This window comes from Pseudomonas sp. GW823-FHT01D03 (assembly GCF_058798255.1).
The window spans coordinates 3,303,873-3,324,066 of record NZ_JBXAKK010000001.1 but is presented as its reverse complement, the minus strand read 5'-3'; the positions used below and the strand labels follow the sequence as shown (position 1 = coordinate 3,324,066).

Below are 20,194 nucleotides of genomic sequence, written 5' to 3'. Positions count from 1 at the left end.
CTTTGTGTTATTTCAGGGCACGAGGATTTGAACCCATTGATTGAGAGGCAGCCATGTTCAACGGCATTTTGATCGACAAAGACGACAGCGGTTATCACGCCAGCCTGCAACAGATCAGCGAAGCGCAATTGCCTGAAGGCGACGTGACGGTGAAGGTCGCGTACAGCACGCTGAACTTCAAGGACGGTCTGGCGATCACCGGCAGCAGCCCGGTGGTGCGCAAGTTTCCGATGGTGCCGGGGATCGACCTGGCGGGCACGGTCGAGGTCAGCTCGCATCCTGCCTATAAAGTCGGTGATCAAGTACTGCTCAATGGTTGGGGTGTGGGCGAGAGTCATTGGGGCGGTCTGGCGCAGAAGGCGCGACTCAATGGCGACTGGCTGATTCCGCTGCCCAAGGCTTTTACTCCCGCGCAAGCGATGGCCATCGGTACCGCCGGCTACACGGCAATGCTGTGCATTCTGGCGCTGGAGCGTAACGGCGTCACTCCCGATCAGGGTGAGGTGCTGGTGACGGGTGCCAATGGCGGCGTCGGCAGTTTCGCCATCGCGCTGCTCAGCAAGCTGGGTTATCGCGTGGTGGCCTCCACCGGCCGGGTGTCCGAGCATGAGTACCTGAAGCAACTGGGCGCCAGCGAAATCATTGATCGCGCAACCTTGTCGGAGCCGGGCAAACCGCTGGCCAAGGAACGCTGGGCCGCAGTGATCGATTCGGTCGGCAGTCACACTTTGGCCAACGCCTGTGCCAGCACCCGCGCCGAAGGCACGGTGGCGGCCTGCGGCCTGGCTCAGGGCATGGATTTTCCGGCATCGGTGGCACCGTTCATTCTGCGCGGAGTGACCCTGGCCGGAATCAACAGCGTGACCCAGCCCAAGGCTCGGCGGATCGAGGCCTGGGAGCGTCTGGCCAAGGATCTGGACTTCGCCCTGTTGCCCTTGATCAGCCATGAAATCGCCCTGAGCGAAGCCATCGACGCGGCGCCGAAACTGCTGGCCGGACAGCTTCGCGGCAGGGTTGTGGTCGACGTCAATCGCTGACAGAGTAGGCGTCATTGCGGCCCTGTGTGGCCGCACTTCTATTAGGGAGCCGTAATTTCGATGGATTTGAAACGACAGCAAATCGACGCCTTTACCGTTGCCGGCCTGCGCGTTCGCACCACCAACGCCGCAGAGCACCAAGCCGAAACTGCGAAAATCGGCCCGATGTGGGGCCGGTTTTTCGGCGAGAAGTTGGCGGAATCCATTCCCGGCAAGTCAGCCAATTCGCCGATTTATGGCGTGTATTCGGGTTACGAGTCGGATGCCTCGGGTGAGTTCGATGTCACTGCCGGCGTCGCCGTGAATGCCCCGACCAAAGACTTCGAGTCGGTCCTGATCGAGGCGGGCGAGTATCTGGTATTCGAAGCGCAGGGGCCGTTGCCTGACGCGGTCATCTCGACCTGGGGAAAGATCTGGAAGTTCTTTGAAGAGAATCCGCAGATCCAGCGCCGTTACGCCACGGATTTCGAGGCCTATACCGGCCCCGAGTCCGTGTCGGTCTACATCGGCGTCCGCTAAGGCTGCGTTTCGCGCTCCAGCAATTGGCGTTTACGCTCAACGCCCCAACGATACCCCGACAGATTGCCATCGCTACGCACCACGCGGTGGCAGGGAATCGCCACAGCCAGACGGTTGGCGCCGCAGGCTTGCGCCACGGCGCGCATGGAGGTCGGAGCGCCAATGCGTTGGGCGATTTCGGCGTAACTGGCGGTGCGACCTACTGGAATCTCCCGCAACGCCTGCCACACCCGTTCCTGAAACGCAGTGCCGCGCACATCCAGTGGCAAGTCGAGGCCCAGCGCTGGCGCTTCGATGAAACCCACCACTTTGGCGATCAATTGCTCGAATCCGGCATCGGCGCCAATCAGGTTTGCGTTGCGGAACTGATCCTGCAGATCGCACACCAGTTGATGCGGATCGTCGCCCAACAGAATCGCGCACACGCCGCGCTCACTCTGCGCCACCAGAATTGCTCCGAGGGAACATTGGCCAACGGCAAAATGAATGTCGTTGTTGCGTCCAGCAGCGCGGTAGTCGCCGGGTTTCATGCCCAGCACTTTGTCGGCTGACTCATAAAAGCGGCTGTTGGAATTGAAACCCGCGTTATACAACGCATCAGTCACCGAGCCGCCATCTGCGAGCCGTTCCCGCACCCGGCGCGAACGATGCGCCGCCGCGTAACCCTTTGGTGTCAGGCCGGTTGCGGCCTTGAACACCCGATGAAAATGGAAAGGACTGAGGCTGGCGGTTTCGGCGAGTTCATTGAGTGCGGGCACTGTTTCACTCGACTCGATCTGGCGGCAGGCCATCGCCACGGTCGCGGCGTGCTGGCTGGCGACTTCAGTCTGATCCTTGCTGGTGCGCTTGCTTGGGCGGTAACCCGCCGCCTCGGCGGCTTCGGCGTTGTCGAAGAATTCGACATTCTGCGGCTTGGGCAACCGCGACAGGCTGCTCGGGCGGCAATAGATGCCGGTGGTCCTCACCGCGTAGACAAACTGCCCGTCGGCCCGAGGATCCCGCGCAACGACGGCAGCCCAGCGTGGATCGGTTTCAACGTTGATGATTGGCGACAGCTTTTTCATGGCGAGTAGTCCGTTGACCTGTTTGATTCAGGTTAACCAGCAGCAATGTTGGTAACACTCCGGGCCTTGCGGTCAAACTTTCAGATCACCCGGCGACACGCAAGGTCAGGTTGATCCGGCGTTCGCCCAACTGCGGATGCCGCCCGGGTTTGATCGGTAGCACGCCATGAAAGCGCAAGCGATCAACCCCGCCCCAGATCACCATGTCGCCGTGCAGCAGAGGAATGCGCTGGCTCTTGTCGCTGCGCAAAAAACCACCGAACAGGAACATCGCCGGCAAACCCAGGGACAGTGAGACGATCGGCGCCGCGTAGGCATTTTCGTCTTTGTCCTGATGCAAAGACATCTTCGCGCCGGGGACATATTGGTTGATCAGGCAGGAATCAGCGTGGAAGTCGGCAAACCCTGCACGTAGTGCCGCTGCCTGCGCCAGTTCGGACAGCACCTCAGGCATGTCTGGCCAAGGCTTGCCGCTCAGCGGATCCACAGCGCTATAGCGATAACCGCTGCGGTCAGTGATCCAGCCCAACGCGCCGCAACTGCTGGTGCCCACCGACATGCTGAAGCCACCCGGGGTCATCATGTGGCGTAACGGCGCTGCGGCGAGAATGCCATCCAGCGCCGGCAGCAGTTCATCGATCACCGGCAGGGCGAAGCCGCGCAACACCCACGATTGCTCGCCGATCTGTTCATCGCGGGGCTGTTGTTCGAGAGCGTCGTCGGCAAACAGATCGAGGGTGGTCGGGTGCATGGCGGTCATTGAACCTCGTGACAGACAGTGCCAAGGGTATGCCACTTCTCCCAAGTCGGCACTTAGAGCGCTTTGCTGACGGCGATATCGCTGATCTCGTCGTCAGTCTGGCCGTGAATGGCGTCCAGTGCAGCCTTGGCTTCTTCCACGGTGCCGTTTTCCAGTTGCGCGAACTCGAAGCGGCGTTCGCCGTTGAGCTTGTATTTGATGACGTATTTGGTCGTTTGGGCCACGGTCGTGCTTACCTTTGCGTTGGGGGCAACTCAGCTGAGTTTGGAGCTGGAGCGGCGGATGATCTTGATCGAGTGGGTCAGGGTCGGCTTGCGCGTGACGCTGATGGCGCGACGGCTGACGGTGTCTATGGTGATGTTCCAGAAACCGGTGCTCGGTGCGGTGATGCGCGCAGGAAACGTGTCGAAAGCGCCGCCGTGGTAGGTGTGGCGTCCGCCGTTCTTGAAGGCGCGGAAGTTGGCGTCGTTCATCAAACGGATGTTGCAGGTTTGCGAGCACTGGATGACGACGATGTCGTCTTCGTTGAGGTGCTCGCGCTGGTGAATGAATTTCATGGGCGCCTCCAGAAGGGCTTTTTCTACTAAATCAAAACGATAGCATGTGCGATTGGCGCAGTTTATCAGCCAGAACGGGTTATTATCCCGCCGTCGAGCGCTGCTTTGACAATTAAAAACAGTTATTCGCGATTCGATGCGGGTTTAATGGAGTGAGCCTCGGAGAAAAATGGCATTACTGCTGTCCGACGGTCTTTATGGGAGGTGTTTGTATGAAGTGGGGTGTGGTGTGTCTGCCGTTGATATTGGCTTTGGGTGGTTGCGCGAGTGTTTCCGAAATCAATGAAACCCTGCCGACCATGAGCGTGATCTCCGGCAAGAAACCCCATGAGTATGCTCAGTGCCTGGCGGACAAGCTTGCCAGCAGTCGTGGCGCGCTGCAGATGCAGCCGCACAAGGATGGCGTGCGAGTGATTGTTCCCGGGAAATTTGCCACTGGCGCGGCTGCGGTGTTTGATATCGAAGACCGATCCGGCGGTAGCAGCATCAAGCTGCATGAGCGCATGTCCAATGTGCCGGTTCGTCCGCATGACGTGCGAAACGCCGCCAATGCCTGTATTTCCGGCTGATAGAATAGCGCTCATCAGCACCGATGCCGTCGCAGCCATGCTGTGACGGCATTTTCATTTCTGGAGTCGCGCATGAAGCGAGAGCAAGTACGGGAACGGCATGCAGAGGGCCTTATCTCTGCCACGCATGTGATTCAGAATCCGGCGAATTCGGGCGAATGGATCGTGTTTTTCAAGAAGAGCGCCGGTCGCAGCTATTTTCTGGTGGACGATAACGACGAAGTCGAATCCTTCGCCCGTCTCGACGACCTGATCGAGATCGTGCGCGGGCTCGGGATCAAGTTCGCCGAGATCCACATGTAGGGTCTATTTGCAGACCACCACCACGCTGCGGTTCTTGTAGTTGCCGACATCGACCCCCAGGGTCTTGTCGCTTTCCTTGGGTGCTGGTGTGCCGTCGGTACCGACGATGCGATAACCGGTGCCGGCGCAGGAGGCGTCAGCCTTTTCGTAGCACGTGGCCCAGGAGTTGGCTTCGCCGGAGCAATCGATGCTCAAGCCCTGTTCGCCGTTGTTCAGGTAGGTGGTTTGCGAGGTAGCACAGCCACCCAGGGCCAGTACCGCAATCAGCGGCAGCAATCGGTTCATGTTCATAGATGTGTCGTCTTCAGCGAGGGAGGGGCTAAGCGCTCTGACAGCGCCCAAGTGAAAAGGTTATAGCGATTGGCCACTTGTTTGCACGGATCTTTCGCCCGGCCATAAAAAACCCTGCGCAAGGGCAGGGCTCGGTATGTGTCGCAGTGGATCAGTCCTGATCCTTGCCACGGCGCTTGGACGACGCTGGAGTGTCGGTGAACACCGACGCTACGTCCGTCGCCAGTTGCTCGCTGTCGAAAGGCCCGGCAATGTGTTCGCCGTTGGTCGTGGTCAGGTTCCACTTGCCGTCTTTCTTGTCGATCACATACCCGTTGATGATTTTTACCGCGGCCATCTATCAGTCTCGTTCGCTGGTTCAAAGGCGCCATGATACCGACAAATCCTCACATTGTGGGGCGATCAGCGTATGGTGATGCAGCGCATTTGCGTGTTTGAACTACTCTGTTTTCGCGGGTCGAAGTCGCCAATGGAACTATCGGCGAGAATATTTCTCTATGTTGACATCGGTTAGCCAGTGCGGGGCATTGTAAGGTGCACGCCGCCTGATTAGACTGCGCCGAAACTCGTACACACAGCCCTTTCAAGGACTTATATGATCAAGAAATGCTTGTTCCCAGCAGCCGGTTACGGTACTCGCTTCCTGCCAGCGACTAAAGCCATGCCCAAAGAAATGCTGCCGGTGGTAAACAAGCCACTGATCCAGTACGGCGTTGAAGAAGCTTTGGACGCTGGCTTGACTGAAATCTCGATCGTGACCGGTCGTGGCAAGCGCGCGCTGGAAGACCACTTCGACATCAGCTATGAGCTGGAAAACCAGATCAAGGGCACCGACAAGGAAAAATACCTGGTCGGCATCCGCAAGCTGCTGGACGAGTGCTCGTTCTCCTACACCCGTCAGACCGAAATGAAAGGTCTGGGCCACGCGATCCTCACCGGTCGCCCGCTGATCGGTGACGAACCGTTCGCCGTGGTGCTGGCGGACGACCTGTGCGTCAACCTCGAAGGCGACGGCGTACTGACCCAGATGGTCAAGCTGTACAAGCAGTTCCGCTGCTCGATCATCGCGATTCAGGAAGTCGACCCACAGGAAACCAGCAAGTACGGCGTGATCGCCGGCGAGATGATCCGCGACGACATCTACCGCGTACACAGCATGGTCGAGAAGCCAAAGCCGGAAGACGCGCCGTCGAACCTGGCGATCATCGGTCGTTACATCCTGACCCCGGACATCTTCGACCTGATCGAGCAGACCGAGCCAGGCAAGGGCGGTGAAATCCAGATCACCGACGCCCTGATGAAGCAGGCCCAGAACGGCTGCGTCATGGCCTATAAGTTCAAAGGCAAGCGTTTTGACTGCGGTGGCGCTGAAGGCTACATCGAAGCCACCAACTTCTGCTTCGAGAACTTCTACAAGACCGGCAAGGCTTACTGATAGCGCCGGATCTGCCTCGCGAAGGGTGTGAAAGCACCCGCGCGAACGCACCCACAAACGCCCCGACCTGTTCGGGGCGTTTGTTTTTGAGCTGGAAAAAACCTTGAGTCGAGCGCCGCGATTCACTGACGCGCTCTGAGCGCGCTCGCTGCTTTTTCAAGCGCGAGGGTGCGTTCGAGCATGCTGGCTGCCCCGATTCTCTTCAGCCGTTACAGCAGAGCCTCGCACAAGCGGGCAACCTGTCCGCCCGCACAAATAAAAAGCTCCGCATCTTGCGATACGGAGCTTTTTATTTGTGCGTTACGCCGATGGCGATCTGTCGCGACCGGCGCCTTCCATGCGGTTACTGCAGCACGACATTCGTTGCGGCAGAGTCGACTTTCTTCGGCTTCATCAGGCTGAAGTCGATCAATGCCCGCTGCTCGCGCTCGTACGGGTTGCCGATCATCAGCGGACGCGGTTTGAAGCTGTCGCTGACCAGGCTCTTGCTGCGGTCCAGTTCATCGAAACTCAAACCGGCCATATCCGCCCAGGTGTGGATCAGGTGCGAGCTGCTGTACGGCCGGCCCAGATCAGCGGCGAAGTCCCAGTCGTGGTTCTCGCGCCATTTCGGCGAAGCCCAGGCCATGAATGGAATGGTGTACATCGGCGCGGTCGGTTTGTTCTCGTTACGGCCCAGGGTGTTGTGGCCGGTGGAGTCGAACACGTCTTCACCGTGGTCGGAGAGGTAAAGCAGGAAACCGTTCGGATCGGACTTGGCGTAGTCCTTGATCAGGCTCGACACCACGAAATCGTTGTACAGCACGGCGTTGTCGTAGCTGTTGTAGGTCGGCACCTGATCGTCGCGCACACCGGCCGGTACGCCATTACGGTCCTGAAACTTGTCGAAGGTCGGCGGATAGCGGTACTGGTAGCTCATGTGAGTACCGAGCAGGTGCACGACGATCAGCTTGCGCTGCGCCGGGTCGGTCAGCGCCTTGTTGAACGGCTCGATCACGTCACCGTCGTACTGCGCGGCGTTCTGGTTGCGGTTGTTGTTCAGGTACACCTGCTCGTCGGCCTGTTCGGAGAAGGTTGTGAGCATGGTGTTGCGCTTGGTCATGGTCTGCTGGTTGGTGATCCAGAACGTCTTGTAACCGGCCTGTTTCATCATGCTGACCAACGACGGCGTGGACAGGTACAGGTCCGGATTTTCTTCGTCGGCGAAGGTCAGCACCTGCTGCAGCGCTTCGATGGTGTACGGGCGCGGGGTGATGACGTTGTCGAACACCGCGAGCTGATCCTTGAGCTTGTCCAGTTCCGGCGTGGTTTTGCGTCCGTAGCCATACAGGCTCATGCGCTGACGGTTGGTCGACTCGCCGATCACCAGCACCAGAGTCGAAGGTTTATCGGCGTCGGCCACCTTGAGGTTATGCAGCGGCGGCACCTTGCTCGCGCTGTGCAGCATGTCCTGCATACCGGCCAGGGTGTCGAGGTAACGGTGGTAGGCCACGGCCATCTGCCAAGGCACGGCGGGCTCGATGCGGTCTTCGAACTTCTCGAAACCGCCGGCGAAACTGCCGGTACGCTGGGTCTGCTTGATCAGCGGGTAGCCGACCACGGCGATCAGGATCGCGATCGCTGCGGCGAAAGCGCGGCCACGGGGCATGTACACCGGGCGCAGGCGCGTCCACAGGAAGTAGGCGAACGCGGTGTGCGCGAGAAACGCCGGGACCATCCACCAGGCAAAGTACTGGGTCATGTACTCGCCGGCTTCAGAGATGTTCGACTCGAACATGATGAAGATGACGCTTTGCGAGAATTCCTGCTGATAGATGAAGAAATAACCCAGGCTGGCCATCGAGCAGGCCCAGAGGACGACACCGATCAGCGCGGCCAGCAGTTTGGTGCGTTTGGGAAACGCCAGCATCGGGGCGAGCCACAGCGCACTCATCACGAAGGCCTGACGGAACCCGCTGAAACCGGAGGTGCCGGTCAGCTGGATCAGCAGTTGGGTGATACCCGAGAAATACCAGAAGAAAGCGAACAGCCAGAGAACCCCGGCCCAGTCGAAACCTGTCGCAGTCGTTTTGCTGCGTTTGAACAATGCCATTCAGCACTCCAGCTCATCGTCACTAACCACCGTCGGAGTGCTACATCAAACCGACGAACGGAGGCCGCGCGCAAACGCACGGCCAGAATGCGCCGGAGTATCACCAAGGCAGTGTGAAAACTTCGTTAGTTGCCGATCAGGGGCAGGGGAGCATCATGTCGGGAACGACAGGCGCCGTTCCCGAAGCTGGCGGGGCAGGTCAGGCGTGCGGATGGCGCTGGACCACCGGCAGAGGTTTGGGCTGAGCGCCCTGGGTCAGCGAGCGCAGCTGCGCCAGCTCCTGCTTCAACTGGTCGCGCTCGTCTTTCAACTGACGCAGTTCATCGCGACGGATCGTGACGTACAGGGTTTGTGGCGGCATTGCTGTGTGTACTGTGCCCATTGCTCACCTCGCAAATGGCGTGTCTCAACTGCAAATCGTCCCCGCGTCGGGGCTACTGACTTGCTATCGGCGCCAATTTTGATTTCTTTTGCCCGCGAATGGAACTTTTTTATTTTTCATGGTCGGTGTGTCTTCGGCAGGATTCGGGGCGTTATCAGTCTGGATCGGGCACAATGCCCGGAAACTTCATCGCAACGCTCTGGACTAACCTCCATCAGTCGCGTTGGGCTATAACCAATGACACACATTTATTTGTAGTAAGGAGCATCAGCACATGCAACTCGGGATTATTGGACTGGGCCGCATGGGCGGCAATATTGCGCGACGTCTGATGCTCAACGGTCACACCACCGTTGTTTACGACCGCAATACCGCCTTTGTCGACACCCTGGCCGCCGAGGGCGCCACGGGCGTTGCCGACCTTCCAGCCCTGGTGGCAGGCCTGGCCAAGCCACGTGCCGTATGGGTCATGCTGCCGGCCGGCGCGCCGACCGAAGACACCATCAACGCTTTGAGCGACTTGCTGGAAGCCGGTGACACCATCATCGACGGCGGCAACACCAACTATAAGGATGACATTCGCCGGGCGAAAACCCTGGCCGAGAAGGGCCTGCATTACATCGACGTCGGCACCTCCGGCGGCGTCTGGGGCCTGGAACGCGGCTATTGCATGATGATCGGCGGCGACGCCGAGACGGTGAACCGTCTGGACCCGCTGTTCGCCGCTCTGGCGCCGGGCATGGGTGACATTCCGCGCACCAAGGATCGCAAGTCCGAGGATCACCGCGCCGAGCACGGCTACATTCACGCCGGTCCTGCCGGTGCCGGGCACTTCGTGAAGATGATTCACAACGGCATCGAATACGGCATGATGGCCGCCTTCGCAGAAGGCTTCGACATCCTCAAGACCAAGTCCAGCGAGCGCCTGCCGGAAGATCAGCGTTTCGACCTCAACGTAGCTGACATCGCTGAAGTGTGGCGGCGTGGCAGCGTGGTGTCGTCCTGGCTGCTCGACCTGACCGCCGACGCGCTGGCCAGCGATCCGAAACTCGACGGCTTCTCCGGCTCTGTTGCCGACAGCGGCGAAGGTCAATGGACCATCGAAGCGGCCATGGAGCAGGCGGTGCCGGTTCCGGTGCTGTCGAACTCGCTGTTCTCGCGCTACCGCTCGCGCGGTCAGGGCACTTTTGGCGACAAGATTCTTTCGGCCCAGCGCTTCGGCTTCGGCGGCCACGTGGAGACACCGAAGAAATGACCCATACGATCCGCAGAAAGTCCAAGGCAGAACCCGCACCACCGACCACGCTGTTTCTGTTCGGTGCCCACGGCGACCTGGTCAAGCGCTTGCTGATGCCGGCGCTGTACAACCTCAGTCGCGACGGCTTGCTTGACGAGAATCTGCGGATCGTCGGCGTTGATCACAACGCCATTACCGATGAGGCCTTCGCGCAAAAACTCGAAGACTTCATCCGTACCGAAGTGGCGGCGAAAGTCGGCAAGGGCGATCAGATGCTTGATCCGGCCTTGTGGGCCAAGCTCGCCAAAGGTATCAGCTACGTCCAGGGCGACTTCCTGGACGACAGCACTTATTCCGCGCTGGCGGCGAAAATCGCCGACAGCGGCACCGGCAATGCGGTGTTCTATCTGGCCACCGCGCCGCGTTTCTTCAGTGAAGTGGTGCGCCGACTCGGCTCGGCCAAACTGCTGGAGGAAACCCCGGAAGCGTTCAGAAGGGTGGTGATCGAAAAGCCGTTCGGCTCCGATCTGCAAACCGCCGAAGCGTTGAACGCCTGTCTGCTCAAGGTCATGTCGGAGAAACAGATCTATCGGATCGACCATTACCTGGGCAAGGAAACCGTGCAGAACATTCTGGTCAGCCGGTTTTCCAACAGCCTGTTCGAAGCATTCTGGAACAACCATTACATCGACCACGTGCAAATCACCGCCGCCGAAACCGTCGGCGTCGAAACCCGTGGCAGTTTTTACGAGCACACCGGTGCGCTGCGTGACATGGTGCCCAATCACCTGTTCCAGTTGCTGGCGATGGTCGCCATGGAACCGCCGGCCGCGTTTGGCGCTGACGCCGTGCGCGGCGAGAAGGCCAAAGTGGTCGGCGCGATCCGCCCATGGAGCGTTGAAGAGGCGCGAGCCAATTCGGTACGCGGTCAGTACAGCGCCGGCGAGGTCGATGGGAAAGCGTTGAATGGCTATCGCCAGGAGGCCAACGTATCGCCTGACAGCAACACTGAAACCTACGTCGCGCTGAAGGTGATGATCGACAACTGGCGCTGGGTCGGCGTGCCGTTCTACCTGCGCACCGGCAAGCGCATGAGCGTGCGCGACACCGAGATCGTCATCTGCTTCAAACCGGCGCCGTACGCGCAGTTCCGGGATACCGAAGTCGATGAGTTGCAGCCGACTTACCTGCGTATCCAGATCCAGCCCAACGAAGGCATGTGGTTCGACCTGCTGGCCAAACGGCCGGGGCCGGCGTTGAACATGGCCAACATCGAGCTGGGTTTTGCCTACAAGGATTTCTTCGAGATGCAGCCGTCCACCGGCTACGAAACGCTGATCTACGACTGCCTGACCGGCGACCAGACGCTGTTCCAGCGCGCCGACAACATCGAAAACGGCTGGCGCGCGGTGCAACCGTTTCTCGATGCCTGGCAACAGGATGCAAGTGTGCAGACCTACGCTGCCGGAGAAGACGGCCCGCAAGCCGCCAATGATCTGCTGACTCGCGATGGTCGCGTCTGGCACGGTCTGGGATGAGTGAATCGATCCGCTTTTTACTGAGTGACATGGACGGCACGCTGTTGCTGCCCGATCACAGCCTGAGCCAACGCACCATCGACGCCGTTCGTTCGCTGCGCGAGGCCGGCGTGTTGTTCAGTCTGGCGACCGGACGCCCGCCCAAAGCCATGTTGCAGCAGATCGAAGCCCTGGGCGTCGATCTGCCGACCGCCGCCTTCAATGGCGGCACCATCGTCAATTCGGATGGCAGTCTGCTGGTGGCGCATTACCTGCCGGTGCCGACCGCGCTGATCGCTCTGGCGTTGTTCGCTGACCAGCCGGATGTGGAGATCTGGGTGTTCAGCGGTGGCGACTGGTTGCTCAAGGACCCCCACGGGCCGATGGTGCCGCGCGAACAGCACGGTCTCGGTTATCCGCCGGTGGTGGTCGAGAGTTTCGAACCGTACCTGGAGCGCATCGACAAGATCGTCGCCACCAGTAACAACACCGATTTGCTGATCGAGCTTGAGGCGCGCCTGTTAGCCAAGGTCAGCGGCATGGCTCAGGTTTCGCGTTCGCAACCGGTTTATCTCGATGTAACAGCGCTCGAAGCCAATAAGGGCACCGCGCTGGCAACCATTGCCGCGCACCTTGATATCCCGCTGGCGCAGACCGCAGCGATTGGCGATGGCGGCAACGACCCGGCGATGTTCCATTGCGCGGGACTGTCGATTGCCATGGGGCAGGCGGAAGAGGCGGTGAAGCGCCAAGCCGATGTGGTGACAGCGCCGAACACTGAAGACGGTGTGGCGCAGGCGATCGAGAAGTACATCCTCGGTCGCTGATTCACCCGGAAACAAACTGTGGGAGCGGGCTTGCTCGCGAATGCGGAGTGTCAGCCAACACATCAAGTGCCTGACCCGGCCTCTTCGCGAGCAAGCCCGCTCCCACGGTTTTAATCGAGTGTTGTCAGAGTCATTGGCTCACCGCCCTGGCAATGTGGGCGCGGGCTTGCTCGCGAATGCGGAGTGTCAGCCAACACTTCAAGTGCCTGACCCGGCCTCTTCGCGAGCAAGCCCGCTCCCACGGTTTTAATCGCGTGTTGTCAGAGTCATTGGCTCACCGCCCTGGCAATGTGGGCGTGGGCTTGCTCGCGAATGCGGAGTGTCAGCCAACACTTCAAGTGCCTGACCCGGCCTCTTCGCGAGCAAGCCCGCTCCCACGGTTTTAATCGCGTGTTGTCAGAGTCATTGGCTCACCGCCCTGGCAATGTGGGCGTGGGCTTGCTCGCGAATGCGGAGTGTCAGCCAACACATCAAGTGCCTGACACTGCCTCTTCGCGAGCAAGCCCGCTCCCACAGTTTTAATCGCGTGCTGTCAGAGTCATTGGCTCACCGCCCTGGCAACGTGGGAGCGGGCTTGCTCGCGAATGCGGAGTGTCAGCCAACACATCAAGTGCCTGACCCGGCCTCTTCGCGAGCAAGCCCGCTCCCACGGTTTTAATCGCGTGCTGTCAGAGTCATTGGCTCACCGCCCTGGCAACGTGGGAGCGGGCTTGCTCGCGAATGCGGAGTGTCAGCCAACACATCAAGTGCCTGACCCGGCCTCTTCGCGAGCAAGCCCGCTCCCACAGTTTTAATCGCGTGCTGTCAGAGTCATTGGCTCACCGCCCTGGCAATGTGGGAGCGGGCTTGCTCGCGAATGCGGAGTGTCAGTCAACACATCAAGTGCCTGACCCGGCCTCTCCGCGAGCAAGCCCGCTCCCACAGTTTTAATCGCGTGCTGTCAGAGTCATTGGCTCACCGCCCTGGCAATGTGGGAGCGGGCTTGCTCGCGAATGCGGAGTGTCAGTCAACACATCAAGTGCCTGAAACGCCTCTTCGCGAGCAAGCCCGCTCCCACGGTTTTAATCGAGTGTTGTCAGAGTCATTGGCTCACCGCCCTGGCAATGTGGGAGCGGGCTTGCTCGCGAATGCGGAGTGTCAGCCAACACATCAAGTGCCTGACCCGGCCTCTTCGCGAGCAAGCCCGCTTGTGTCTGAGTAAGGGGATAAACTCTGGGGTGAGAGGGGTGGATGGCAAGCTGTGAGTCCGCGGTGCTTAAAGCACGAGTGGGAGCAAAGCTGCCATCCACCTTTCTACTCTGGCCCCTAAGCCCGGACAGTTGGACGAGCGCCACTCGAATCACAAGCGTGGGCAAAGCCAGAGCACTCTCACTTCTGAGTGTAAGAGGGTTTTGCCATGATTTCCTGGGTCGGCATCGATATCTCCAAATCCAATCTCGTCGTCTGGGTTCAACCACAGAAAGACGGCTTTGAAGTTCCCAATACGGTTGAAGGCTTTGATGTGCTGATCGCACGTTTAGCTCAGTACACGGTTGGCCGTGTATTGCTGGAAGCCACAGGCGGCTATGAACGCAAGGTCATGGCGGCATTGCAGCAGGCAAGTTTCAGCGTGTTGAGGATCAATCCTCGCCGGGCCAGAGCCTTTGCCGTAGCAATGGGCAAGAACGCCAAAACCGATCCCATCGACGCGGCGGTTCTCGCCGACTTTGCCGAAGCGTTGCATGCGTCTCGCGAAAAGCCCATCTCGCCTGAGCGTGAAGCCCTGCGCGAGTTGATTCAATTACGCGAGCACTTCGTCCAGCAGCGTGATGACAACAAGCGCCGGCTGCAACAGGCCCAGTTGCCCGCGGCCATAGAGGCGATCAAGGATCATATTCGCTACCTGCAGACTCAGATCAAACAGTTTGGCAAAGCCATTGATCGAAGCATGCGTGAGCTGGATGCGGAAAAAGCCGATCGGCTTATCTCCGTCAAAGGCATCGGCACTGTGGCGACCGCCAGCTTGATGGTTTATCTACCCGAACTCGGCGAGCTGGATCGCAGGGAGATCGCCGCCTTGGCGGGAATCGCCCCCTATAACGACGACAGCGGTAATCACAGCGGGAAACGTCAGATTTACGGAGGGAGAGCACGCGTCAGACGTGCGCTTTACATGTCGTGCTGGGTCGTTATCCGCCATCAAGCCGATTTCAAGGCCCGCTATGAATCACTAAGAGAACGAGGCAAGAGCGCGAAAGTCGCGCTCATCGCCTGCATGCGAATACTGCTGATCAGATTGAATGCCATGCTGCGAGACGGCACAGAGTGGCGGTGACGAACGGTCGCAGTAAGACAGTTGCTCCCACAGTTTTCATCGCGTGTTGTCAGAGTCATTGGCTCACCGCCCTGGCAATGTGGGAGCGGGCTTGCTCGCGAATGCGGAGTGTCAGCCAACACATCAAGTGCCTGACCCGGCCTCTTCGCGAGCAAGCCCGCTCCCACGGTTTTAATCGCGTGTTGTCAGAGCCAGTAACTCACCGCGTACCAGCCCAGCAATCCCATCACCACGGTGTACGGCAGCGCCATCCATACCATCCGCCCGTACGACAGGCGTACCAGCGGCGCAATCGCCGAGGTCAGCAGGAACAGGAACGCCGCCTGACCATTGGGCGTCGCCACGCTTGGCAGATTGGTACCGGTGTTGATCGCAATCGCCAAAGTCTCGAAGTGTTCGCGGCTCATGTGCCCGGACAGGAAGGCCTGTTTCACTTCGGTGATGTAGATCGTGGCGACGAACACGTTATCGCTGATCGCCGAGAGCAGGCCGTTGGCAATGAACAGCATGCCCGGTTGTTGCTCCGCCGGCAGCGCCAGCACCCACTGGATCAGTGGGGCGAACAGTTTTTGATCGTGAATCACCGCGACCACGGCGAAGAACACCACCAGCAATGCGGTGAACGGCATGGCGTCCTTGAACGCGCTGCCCAGACGATGCTCGTCGGTGATGCCGGTAAATGCGGTGATCAGCACGATCACCATCAGGCCGATCAAGCCGACTTCGGCAACATGAAACGCCAGGCAGCCAATCAGAATCAACGCAGCAGCACCTTGCACCAGCAGGGCAGCACGCTGGCGCGGGGTGCGTTCGGCGTTGTCTTCGGCAGCGTAATTGGCCAGCACGGCACGCACGTTGTCCGGCAGCAGGGTGCCGTAGCCAAACCAGCGCAATTTTTCCAGTAGTACGCAGGTCACCAGACCCGCCGCCAGTACCGGCAGCGAAACCGGCGCGACTTTCTGGAAGAACTCTGCGAAGTGCCAGCCCATCTCATGACCGATCAGCAGGTTCTGCGGCTCGCCCACCAGGGTGCAGACCCCGCCGAGTGCGGTGCCGACCGCGCCGTGCATCAGCAGGCTGCGCAGGAACGCGCGGAATTGCTCCAGGTCTTCGTGGTGCAAGGCTGGCAGATGACGGTCGTCGCTGAATTCGCTGTCCTGACGCGGATCATTGCCCGAGGCCACACGGTGGTAGACCGAATAGAAACCGACCGCCGCGCTGATGATCACCGCAGTGACGGTCAAGGCGTCGAGAAACGCCGACAGAAAAGCCGAAAGAAAGCAGAACATCAGCGCCAACAACGCCTTGGAGCGCACGCCCAGCAGCAACCGTGAGAACAGAAACAGCAGCAGATCCTTCATGAAGTAGATGCCGGCGACCATGAACATCAGCAGCAGGATCACCGGGAAGTTGTGCACCAATTCGTCGTACAGCGCCTGCGGCGTGGTCATCTTCAGCAGCAGGGCCTCGATCAGCAACAAGCCACCGGGCATCAATGGATAGCACTTGAGGGCCATGGCCAGGGTGAAGATGAATTCGATCACCAGCAGCCAGCCGGCGGCGACCGGGCCGACAGTGAACAGCACCACCGCGTTGAGGATCAGGAACCCGACGATGCACGCCTTGTACCAGCGAGGCGAATGCCCGAGGAAGTTATGCGCGAACGCCTGTACCAGTGAACCGGACATCGGTTGCTCCTTGTATTAAGAAGCGCGCAAGTTGCCGCATGTGTCTGGCAAGTTCAAGTCCGGGAAATTATTGATTCAGATAACGCGCGACCATGGCGCGGTAGTTGCCGTCGAGCGAGTAGCCGCCGACAAGAATTTTCCGGTCTGCCTGGATCGCGAGAGAGTTGGCCGTGTCCAGGCTGCGGCCCAGGCGCGTGCGTAACCAGCCGTGGCCGTTGCCGAAGCTTCGATCGAGATGGCCGTCAGCTTTGTAGCGTGCCACGATGAAGTCAGCCTCGACGCCGCCGATCGTTGCACCCACCGCCATGATCCGACCATCCGCCATGCGTTGCGCGGCGCTCCACTGGCAACCACTGGGGCCGATTTCCAGCAGATGCGGGTGGCCAGTGTCGTTGCGCCAGTCCGGGCGGCCGTTAGGGTGCAGGCTCAGCGCCAGGCAGCGGATCGGATCGCGACTGCTGCCAAAGCAGTGCAGATGTTCCTTCGACTCGATGACCTGGCTGACCATCGCGCTTTTGCCGTTGGCTTTGAAAGCCAGGAAGCCATCCACCGCGAAGCGTTCATCAAGACGCCCGTCAGGCAGATAGCGCGCCACCAGACCCTCTTGGGGAAAATCAATCGAGCCGGCGACGAGGATCCGCCCGTCCTCTTGCAATACGAGGCTGCTGAGCCACGTGTTGAGCAGCAAATGTCGAATCATCACGAAACCGCGCCCATTGAAGCTTTCATCGAGCTCGCCGTTAGGCATCAAGCGAATCATTCCGGCATGGTCGGCGAGTTCGAAGTGGTGATTGGCGATCAGCAGAATACGCCCGTCATCCTGCACGGCGATGTCACAGGCTTCAGCCCCCGGTACGCCGGGTGGCAGCCAGCAATCGCGGGAGCCGACGGACAGGTCGCCGGGCAGGCGTACCACTTTGCAGCCATTTTTACCAAAGTCCGGGTTGGGGATTCCGTCAGCGCTGAACAGGGCCAGCGCAGGCAGGGTGCGATGGGTGTTTTGATAATGCAGCCCGGCCAGCAGGATTCGTCCGTCGGGCAACACCTGAACCTTGCCACCTGTGGCCTCAAAACCGCATTCGAACTCGCCAATCACACTGCCTTGCTGGCCGAACGCGAGGTCGGCCGAACCGTCTGCGAAGAGGCGTGCCAGACCAAACCGACTGCCTTGCGCAGTGCCGACTTTGGCGGCGACCAGCACGCGCCCCTGTCGATCCAGCGCAATACCCTGGGTCATGCTGGAAACACTGCCGGCGAAATACACTTGGGCAACGCCAGTGCTGGCAAATTGTTTGTCGAGTTGCCCGGAACTGTTGAGTAGTGCCGGGCGCGCGAAGGCGTTCTCGGGTGACATGCATGCCTCTCCTTGCAAGTTGACCAGGCCCGAATGGGCGGTAACTGCATGAGCGGAACATTCAATCCCTGAATACACGCAAGTTCAACTGACAGAACTAACAGGTGGAGGGTCGCACTGTGCCATAACAGTGTCTTTTTGAACCAAATGAAAGCCTGCCAAGCAGTGGCGTCTGACAGGTTGAAAAAAGTTGTACAGAGGTATTGAAGATAGCGGACAACTAACAAAGAACAGGGCGGATGACGTTAAAGTCATCCGCGTCAGCCTCTGATCAATGTGGCATCGACCACGATTGCAGTTGATGCCCCTCTTTGCTCAATTCGGCACGGGCCTGTTGCAACAGCAGTTCCAGTTGCGCCGGATCGGAATAGGCGCTGCTTGGAATCTGCTTGCGACCGATGTGCGAGTTGGTACGGTCGATGACGGTCAGGTTCAGTTCGCCGTTGCCGTCTTGTGGGGCCCAGGCCACGCACTGGAAGGGTTTGAATGCGTGGTTGGCAATCAGAAGAGCTTCGTTGATACGGAGCGGGGCGGTCATGGGGTCGTCTCTCTGTCGTGCCCAATCAAATGATGTGCCGTCGGTTGGGCTTACCGTTCGGCTGGTTACTTGTACTGATGCACGCAACCCCGTGGCGGGTCACACACGACACAAAGAAATTTCAACTTTATTGCCGCTGCTCGACTTTTCGCCAGTTTTTGAAAGCTGGGCGAAAGATTCAAACTCGATAGCTAACTAATAACCTCGTTTCTTATAACTCGTTAGCTTGTACATCTATAAGCAATCGATACAAGGAGCTGTCAATTTCTTGCTAGTGTTACAGTCGGGTCTGCCAAATGACTGTTTTTACAATAATTTCCCTAAATTTGGCGCCAAGGAACAGTCATGATCGAAGCGCCTGCGTTACGACGTTTATTGGTGGTCGACCCGTGCGACGACTGTCACCGGTTATTACCTGGTTTGCGCGCGGTTGGGTGGGATGTCGACAGTTGTAGCCTGGAAAATGCCGCCGATCGGACATGCGATGTCGGGCTGTTACGCCTGCAGCCTTTTCACCTTGAACGCCCTGAAGCGGTCAAGGAATTGATCAGCCGCAGCGGCACCGAGTGGATCGCCGTGTTGAACCAGGAAGTCCTGCGGTTGCAGAACGTCGGTGACTTTGTCTGCGAATGGTTTTTCGATTTCCACACCTTGCCGTTCGATGTCTCGCGGGTCCAGGTGACCCTTGGGCGTGCGTTCGGCATGGCGCGTTTGAGGGGGCAAGGCACGATTCATGTTGATCAGCCGGAGCATGAGTTGCTCGGCGACAGCAAGCCGATCCGCGAACTGCGCAAATTATTGAGCAAACTGGCGCCGACCGAGTCCCCGGTACTGATCCGCGGTGAAAGCGGCACCGGTAAAGAACTGGTCGCGCGCACGCTGCACCGCCAGTCCCAGCGCCACAACAAGCCTTTCGTGGCGATCAACTGCGGGGCGATTCCCGAACACTTGATTCAGTCCGAACTGTTCGGGCACGAAAAAGGCGCGTTCACCGGTGCTCATCAGCGCAAGGTCGGGCGCATCGAAGCGGCCAACGGTGGCACGTTGTTTCTCGATGAAATCGGCGATTTGCCGCTGGAACTGCAGGCCAATCTGCTGCGTTTCCTGCAGGAGAAACACATTGAGCGCGTCGGTGGCAGCCAGCCGATTCCGGTGGATGTGCGCGTCCTCGCGGCCACCCACGTCGACCTCGAAGCCGCCATCGAGAAAAAACGCTTTCGCGAAGACTTGTATTACCGTCTCAATGTGCTGCAAGTGGTGACTGCGCCATTACGCGAGCGTCACGGTGATCTGTCGATGCTGGCCAACCATTTCTCGCACTTCTACAGCCATGAAACCGGCCGCCGCCCGCGCAGCTTCAGTGAGGATGCGTTGATTGCCATGGGCAAACACGATTGGCCCGGTAATGTACGGGAACTGGCCAACCGCGTGCGACGGGGGTTGGTGCTGGCCGAGGGCCGGCAGATCGAGGCCCGTGACCTGGGCTTGATCAGCCAGCATTCGATCAACACGCCGATGGGCACGCTGGAGGACTACAAGACCCGGGCCGAACGCCAGGCCTTGTGCGATGTGTTGAACCGGCACAGCGACAACCTCAGTGTTGCGGCGAAAGTACTGGGGGTGTCGCGGCCGACGTTTTATCGCCTGCTGCATAAACATCAGATTCGCTAGAAACCAAAGACCCAACGATTGCAGCCTGCGGCAACTCCT

General features: G+C 59.4%; 21 protein-coding genes. 10 read left to right on the top strand and 11 right to left on the bottom strand.

Annotation, left to right across the window (positions count from 1 at the left end; genetic code table 11):
• The first annotated feature begins 53 nt into the window (after positions 1–53).
• Entirely contained in the window at positions 54–1,037 is a 984-nt protein-coding gene (gene acuI, locus AC1RBR_RS14380; protein ID WP_166495865.1) for an acrylyl-CoA reductase (NADPH), read from the top strand.
• Between the two features lie 60 nt (positions 1,038–1,097).
• Positions 1,098–1,556, top strand: coding sequence for a GyrI-like domain-containing protein (locus AC1RBR_RS14375; protein WP_115984802.1), 459 nt, complete (start codon positions 1,098–1,100; stop codon positions 1,554–1,556).
• Here AC1RBR_RS14375 and ada read toward each other — a convergent pair.
• The 4 genes from ada to AC1RBR_RS14355 all read right to left on the bottom strand — a co-directional run bounded on the left by ada (position 1,553) and on the right by AC1RBR_RS14355 (position 3,937).
• Positions 1,553–2,620 carry a bifunctional DNA-binding transcriptional regulator/O6-methylguanine-DNA methyltransferase Ada gene (gene ada, locus AC1RBR_RS14370; protein WP_492565097.1) on the bottom strand — a complete coding sequence of 356 codons (1,068 nt, stop codon included), beginning with the start codon at positions 2,618–2,620 and terminating at the stop codon, positions 1,553–1,555. The two genes, AC1RBR_RS14375 and ada, sit on opposite strands and share 4 nt — an antisense overlap.
• A gap of 85 nt (positions 2,621–2,705) precedes the next feature.
• Positions 2,706–3,371 carry a DNA oxidative demethylase AlkB gene (gene alkB / locus AC1RBR_RS14365; RefSeq protein WP_492567241.1) on the bottom strand — a complete coding sequence of 222 codons (666 nt, stop codon included), beginning with the start codon at positions 3,369–3,371 and terminating at the stop codon, positions 2,706–2,708.
• 62 nt (positions 3,372–3,433) lie between these two features.
• Positions 3,434–3,604, bottom strand: coding sequence for a hypothetical protein (locus tag AC1RBR_RS14360; protein ID WP_456019732.1), 171 nt, complete (start codon positions 3,602–3,604; stop codon positions 3,434–3,436).
• A 30-nt stretch (positions 3,605–3,634) separates the two neighbouring features.
• Positions 3,635–3,937, bottom strand: coding sequence for a DUF1883 domain-containing protein (locus tag AC1RBR_RS14355; RefSeq protein ID WP_041064472.1), 303 nt, complete (start codon positions 3,935–3,937; stop codon positions 3,635–3,637).
• 212 nt (positions 3,938–4,149) lie between these two features.
• Between AC1RBR_RS14355 and AC1RBR_RS14350 the strand changes: the two genes are divergently transcribed.
• Entirely contained in the window at positions 4,150–4,506 is a 357-nt protein-coding gene (locus AC1RBR_RS14350) for a hypothetical protein (RefSeq protein WP_095136107.1), read from the top strand.
• Between the two features lie 72 nt (positions 4,507–4,578).
• Entirely contained in the window at positions 4,579–4,809 is a 231-nt protein-coding gene (locus AC1RBR_RS14345; protein WP_027612691.1) for a hypothetical protein, read from the top strand.
• Positions 4,810–4,812: 3 nt separating this feature from the next.
• On the opposite strand, the gene AC1RBR_RS14340 is transcribed toward AC1RBR_RS14345, so the two are convergent.
• A complete protein-coding gene (locus AC1RBR_RS14340) occupies positions 4,813–5,100 on the bottom strand; it encodes a hypothetical protein (protein ID WP_095136105.1) in 288 nt (95 codons plus the stop codon).
• A gap of 151 nt (positions 5,101–5,251) precedes the next feature.
• Positions 5,252–5,437 (bottom strand): hypothetical protein, encoded by a 186-nt coding sequence (locus tag AC1RBR_RS14335; protein WP_007964653.1) that lies wholly within the window; start codon positions 5,435–5,437, stop codon positions 5,252–5,254.
• Between the two features lie 258 nt (positions 5,438–5,695).
• Here AC1RBR_RS14335 and galU point away from each other — a divergent pair, with 258 nt between their 5' ends.
• A complete protein-coding gene (galU, locus tag AC1RBR_RS14330; RefSeq protein WP_007912230.1) occupies positions 5,696–6,535 on the top strand; it encodes a UTP--glucose-1-phosphate uridylyltransferase GalU in 840 nt (279 codons plus the stop codon).
• Positions 6,536–6,878: 343 nt separating this feature from the next.
• Here galU and AC1RBR_RS14325 read toward each other — a convergent pair whose 3' ends face one another.
• Entirely contained in the window at positions 6,879–8,627 is a 1,749-nt protein-coding gene (locus AC1RBR_RS14325; protein WP_492565093.1) for a phosphoethanolamine transferase CptA, read from the bottom strand.
• A 199-nt stretch (positions 8,628–8,826) separates the two neighbouring features.
• Complete coding sequence (locus tag AC1RBR_RS14320) at positions 8,827–9,009, bottom strand: DUF6026 family protein (protein ID WP_007964649.1); 183 nt, start codon at positions 9,007–9,009, stop codon at positions 8,827–8,829.
• Positions 9,010–9,259: 250 nt separating this feature from the next.
• Here AC1RBR_RS14320 and gnd point away from each other — a divergent pair, with 250 nt between their 5' ends.
• The 4 genes from gnd (at position 9,260) to AC1RBR_RS14300 (ending at position 14,904) form a co-directional block, all read left to right on the top strand.
• On the top strand, positions 9,260–10,264 hold the full coding sequence (gnd, locus tag AC1RBR_RS14315; protein WP_492567240.1) for a phosphogluconate dehydrogenase (NAD(+)-dependent, decarboxylating): 1,005 nt from the start codon (positions 9,260–9,262) through the stop codon (positions 10,262–10,264).
• Entirely contained in the window at positions 10,261–11,784 is a 1,524-nt protein-coding gene (zwf, locus tag AC1RBR_RS14310; protein WP_095136099.1) for a glucose-6-phosphate dehydrogenase, read from the top strand. The genes gnd and zwf overlap by 4 nt, the downstream gene beginning before the upstream one ends.
• Positions 11,781–12,590 (top strand): HAD family hydrolase, encoded by an 810-nt coding sequence (locus AC1RBR_RS14305; RefSeq protein ID WP_492565090.1) that lies wholly within the window; start codon positions 11,781–11,783, stop codon positions 12,588–12,590. Before zwf ends, AC1RBR_RS14305 begins: the two co-directional genes overlap by 4 nt.
• Positions 12,591–13,986: 1,396 nt before the next feature.
• Positions 13,987–14,904 (top strand): IS110 family RNA-guided transposase, encoded by a 918-nt coding sequence (locus tag AC1RBR_RS14300; RefSeq protein WP_480403306.1) that lies wholly within the window; start codon positions 13,987–13,989, stop codon positions 14,902–14,904.
• Between the two features lie 185 nt (positions 14,905–15,089).
• On the opposite strand, the gene nhaB is transcribed toward AC1RBR_RS14300, so the two are convergent.
• The 3 genes from nhaB to AC1RBR_RS14285 all read right to left on the bottom strand — a co-directional run bounded on the left by nhaB (position 15,090) and on the right by AC1RBR_RS14285 (position 18,484).
• Positions 15,090–16,592 (bottom strand): sodium/proton antiporter NhaB, encoded by a 1,503-nt coding sequence (gene nhaB / locus AC1RBR_RS14295; protein ID WP_492565089.1) that lies wholly within the window; start codon positions 16,590–16,592, stop codon positions 15,090–15,092.
• Between the two features lie 67 nt (positions 16,593–16,659).
• The gene (locus AC1RBR_RS14290) at positions 16,660–17,946 is read right to left on the bottom strand and encodes a hypothetical protein (RefSeq protein WP_492565087.1); all 1,287 of its coding nucleotides are present in this window, start codon (positions 17,944–17,946) and stop codon (positions 16,660–16,662) included.
• A 271-nt stretch (positions 17,947–18,217) separates the two neighbouring features.
• Positions 18,218–18,484: a hypothetical protein gene (locus AC1RBR_RS14285; protein ID WP_115984791.1), complete on the bottom strand. Its 267-nt coding sequence runs from the start codon at positions 18,482–18,484 to the stop codon at positions 18,218–18,220.
• Between the two features lie 345 nt (positions 18,485–18,829).
• Here AC1RBR_RS14285 and AC1RBR_RS14280 point away from each other — a divergent pair, with 345 nt between their 5' ends.
• Positions 18,830–20,155, top strand: a complete 1,326-nt coding sequence (locus tag AC1RBR_RS14280; RefSeq protein ID WP_095136089.1) for a sigma-54 dependent transcriptional regulator — start codon at positions 18,830–18,832, stop codon at positions 20,153–20,155.
• Positions 20,156–20,194 lie beyond the last annotated feature (39 nt).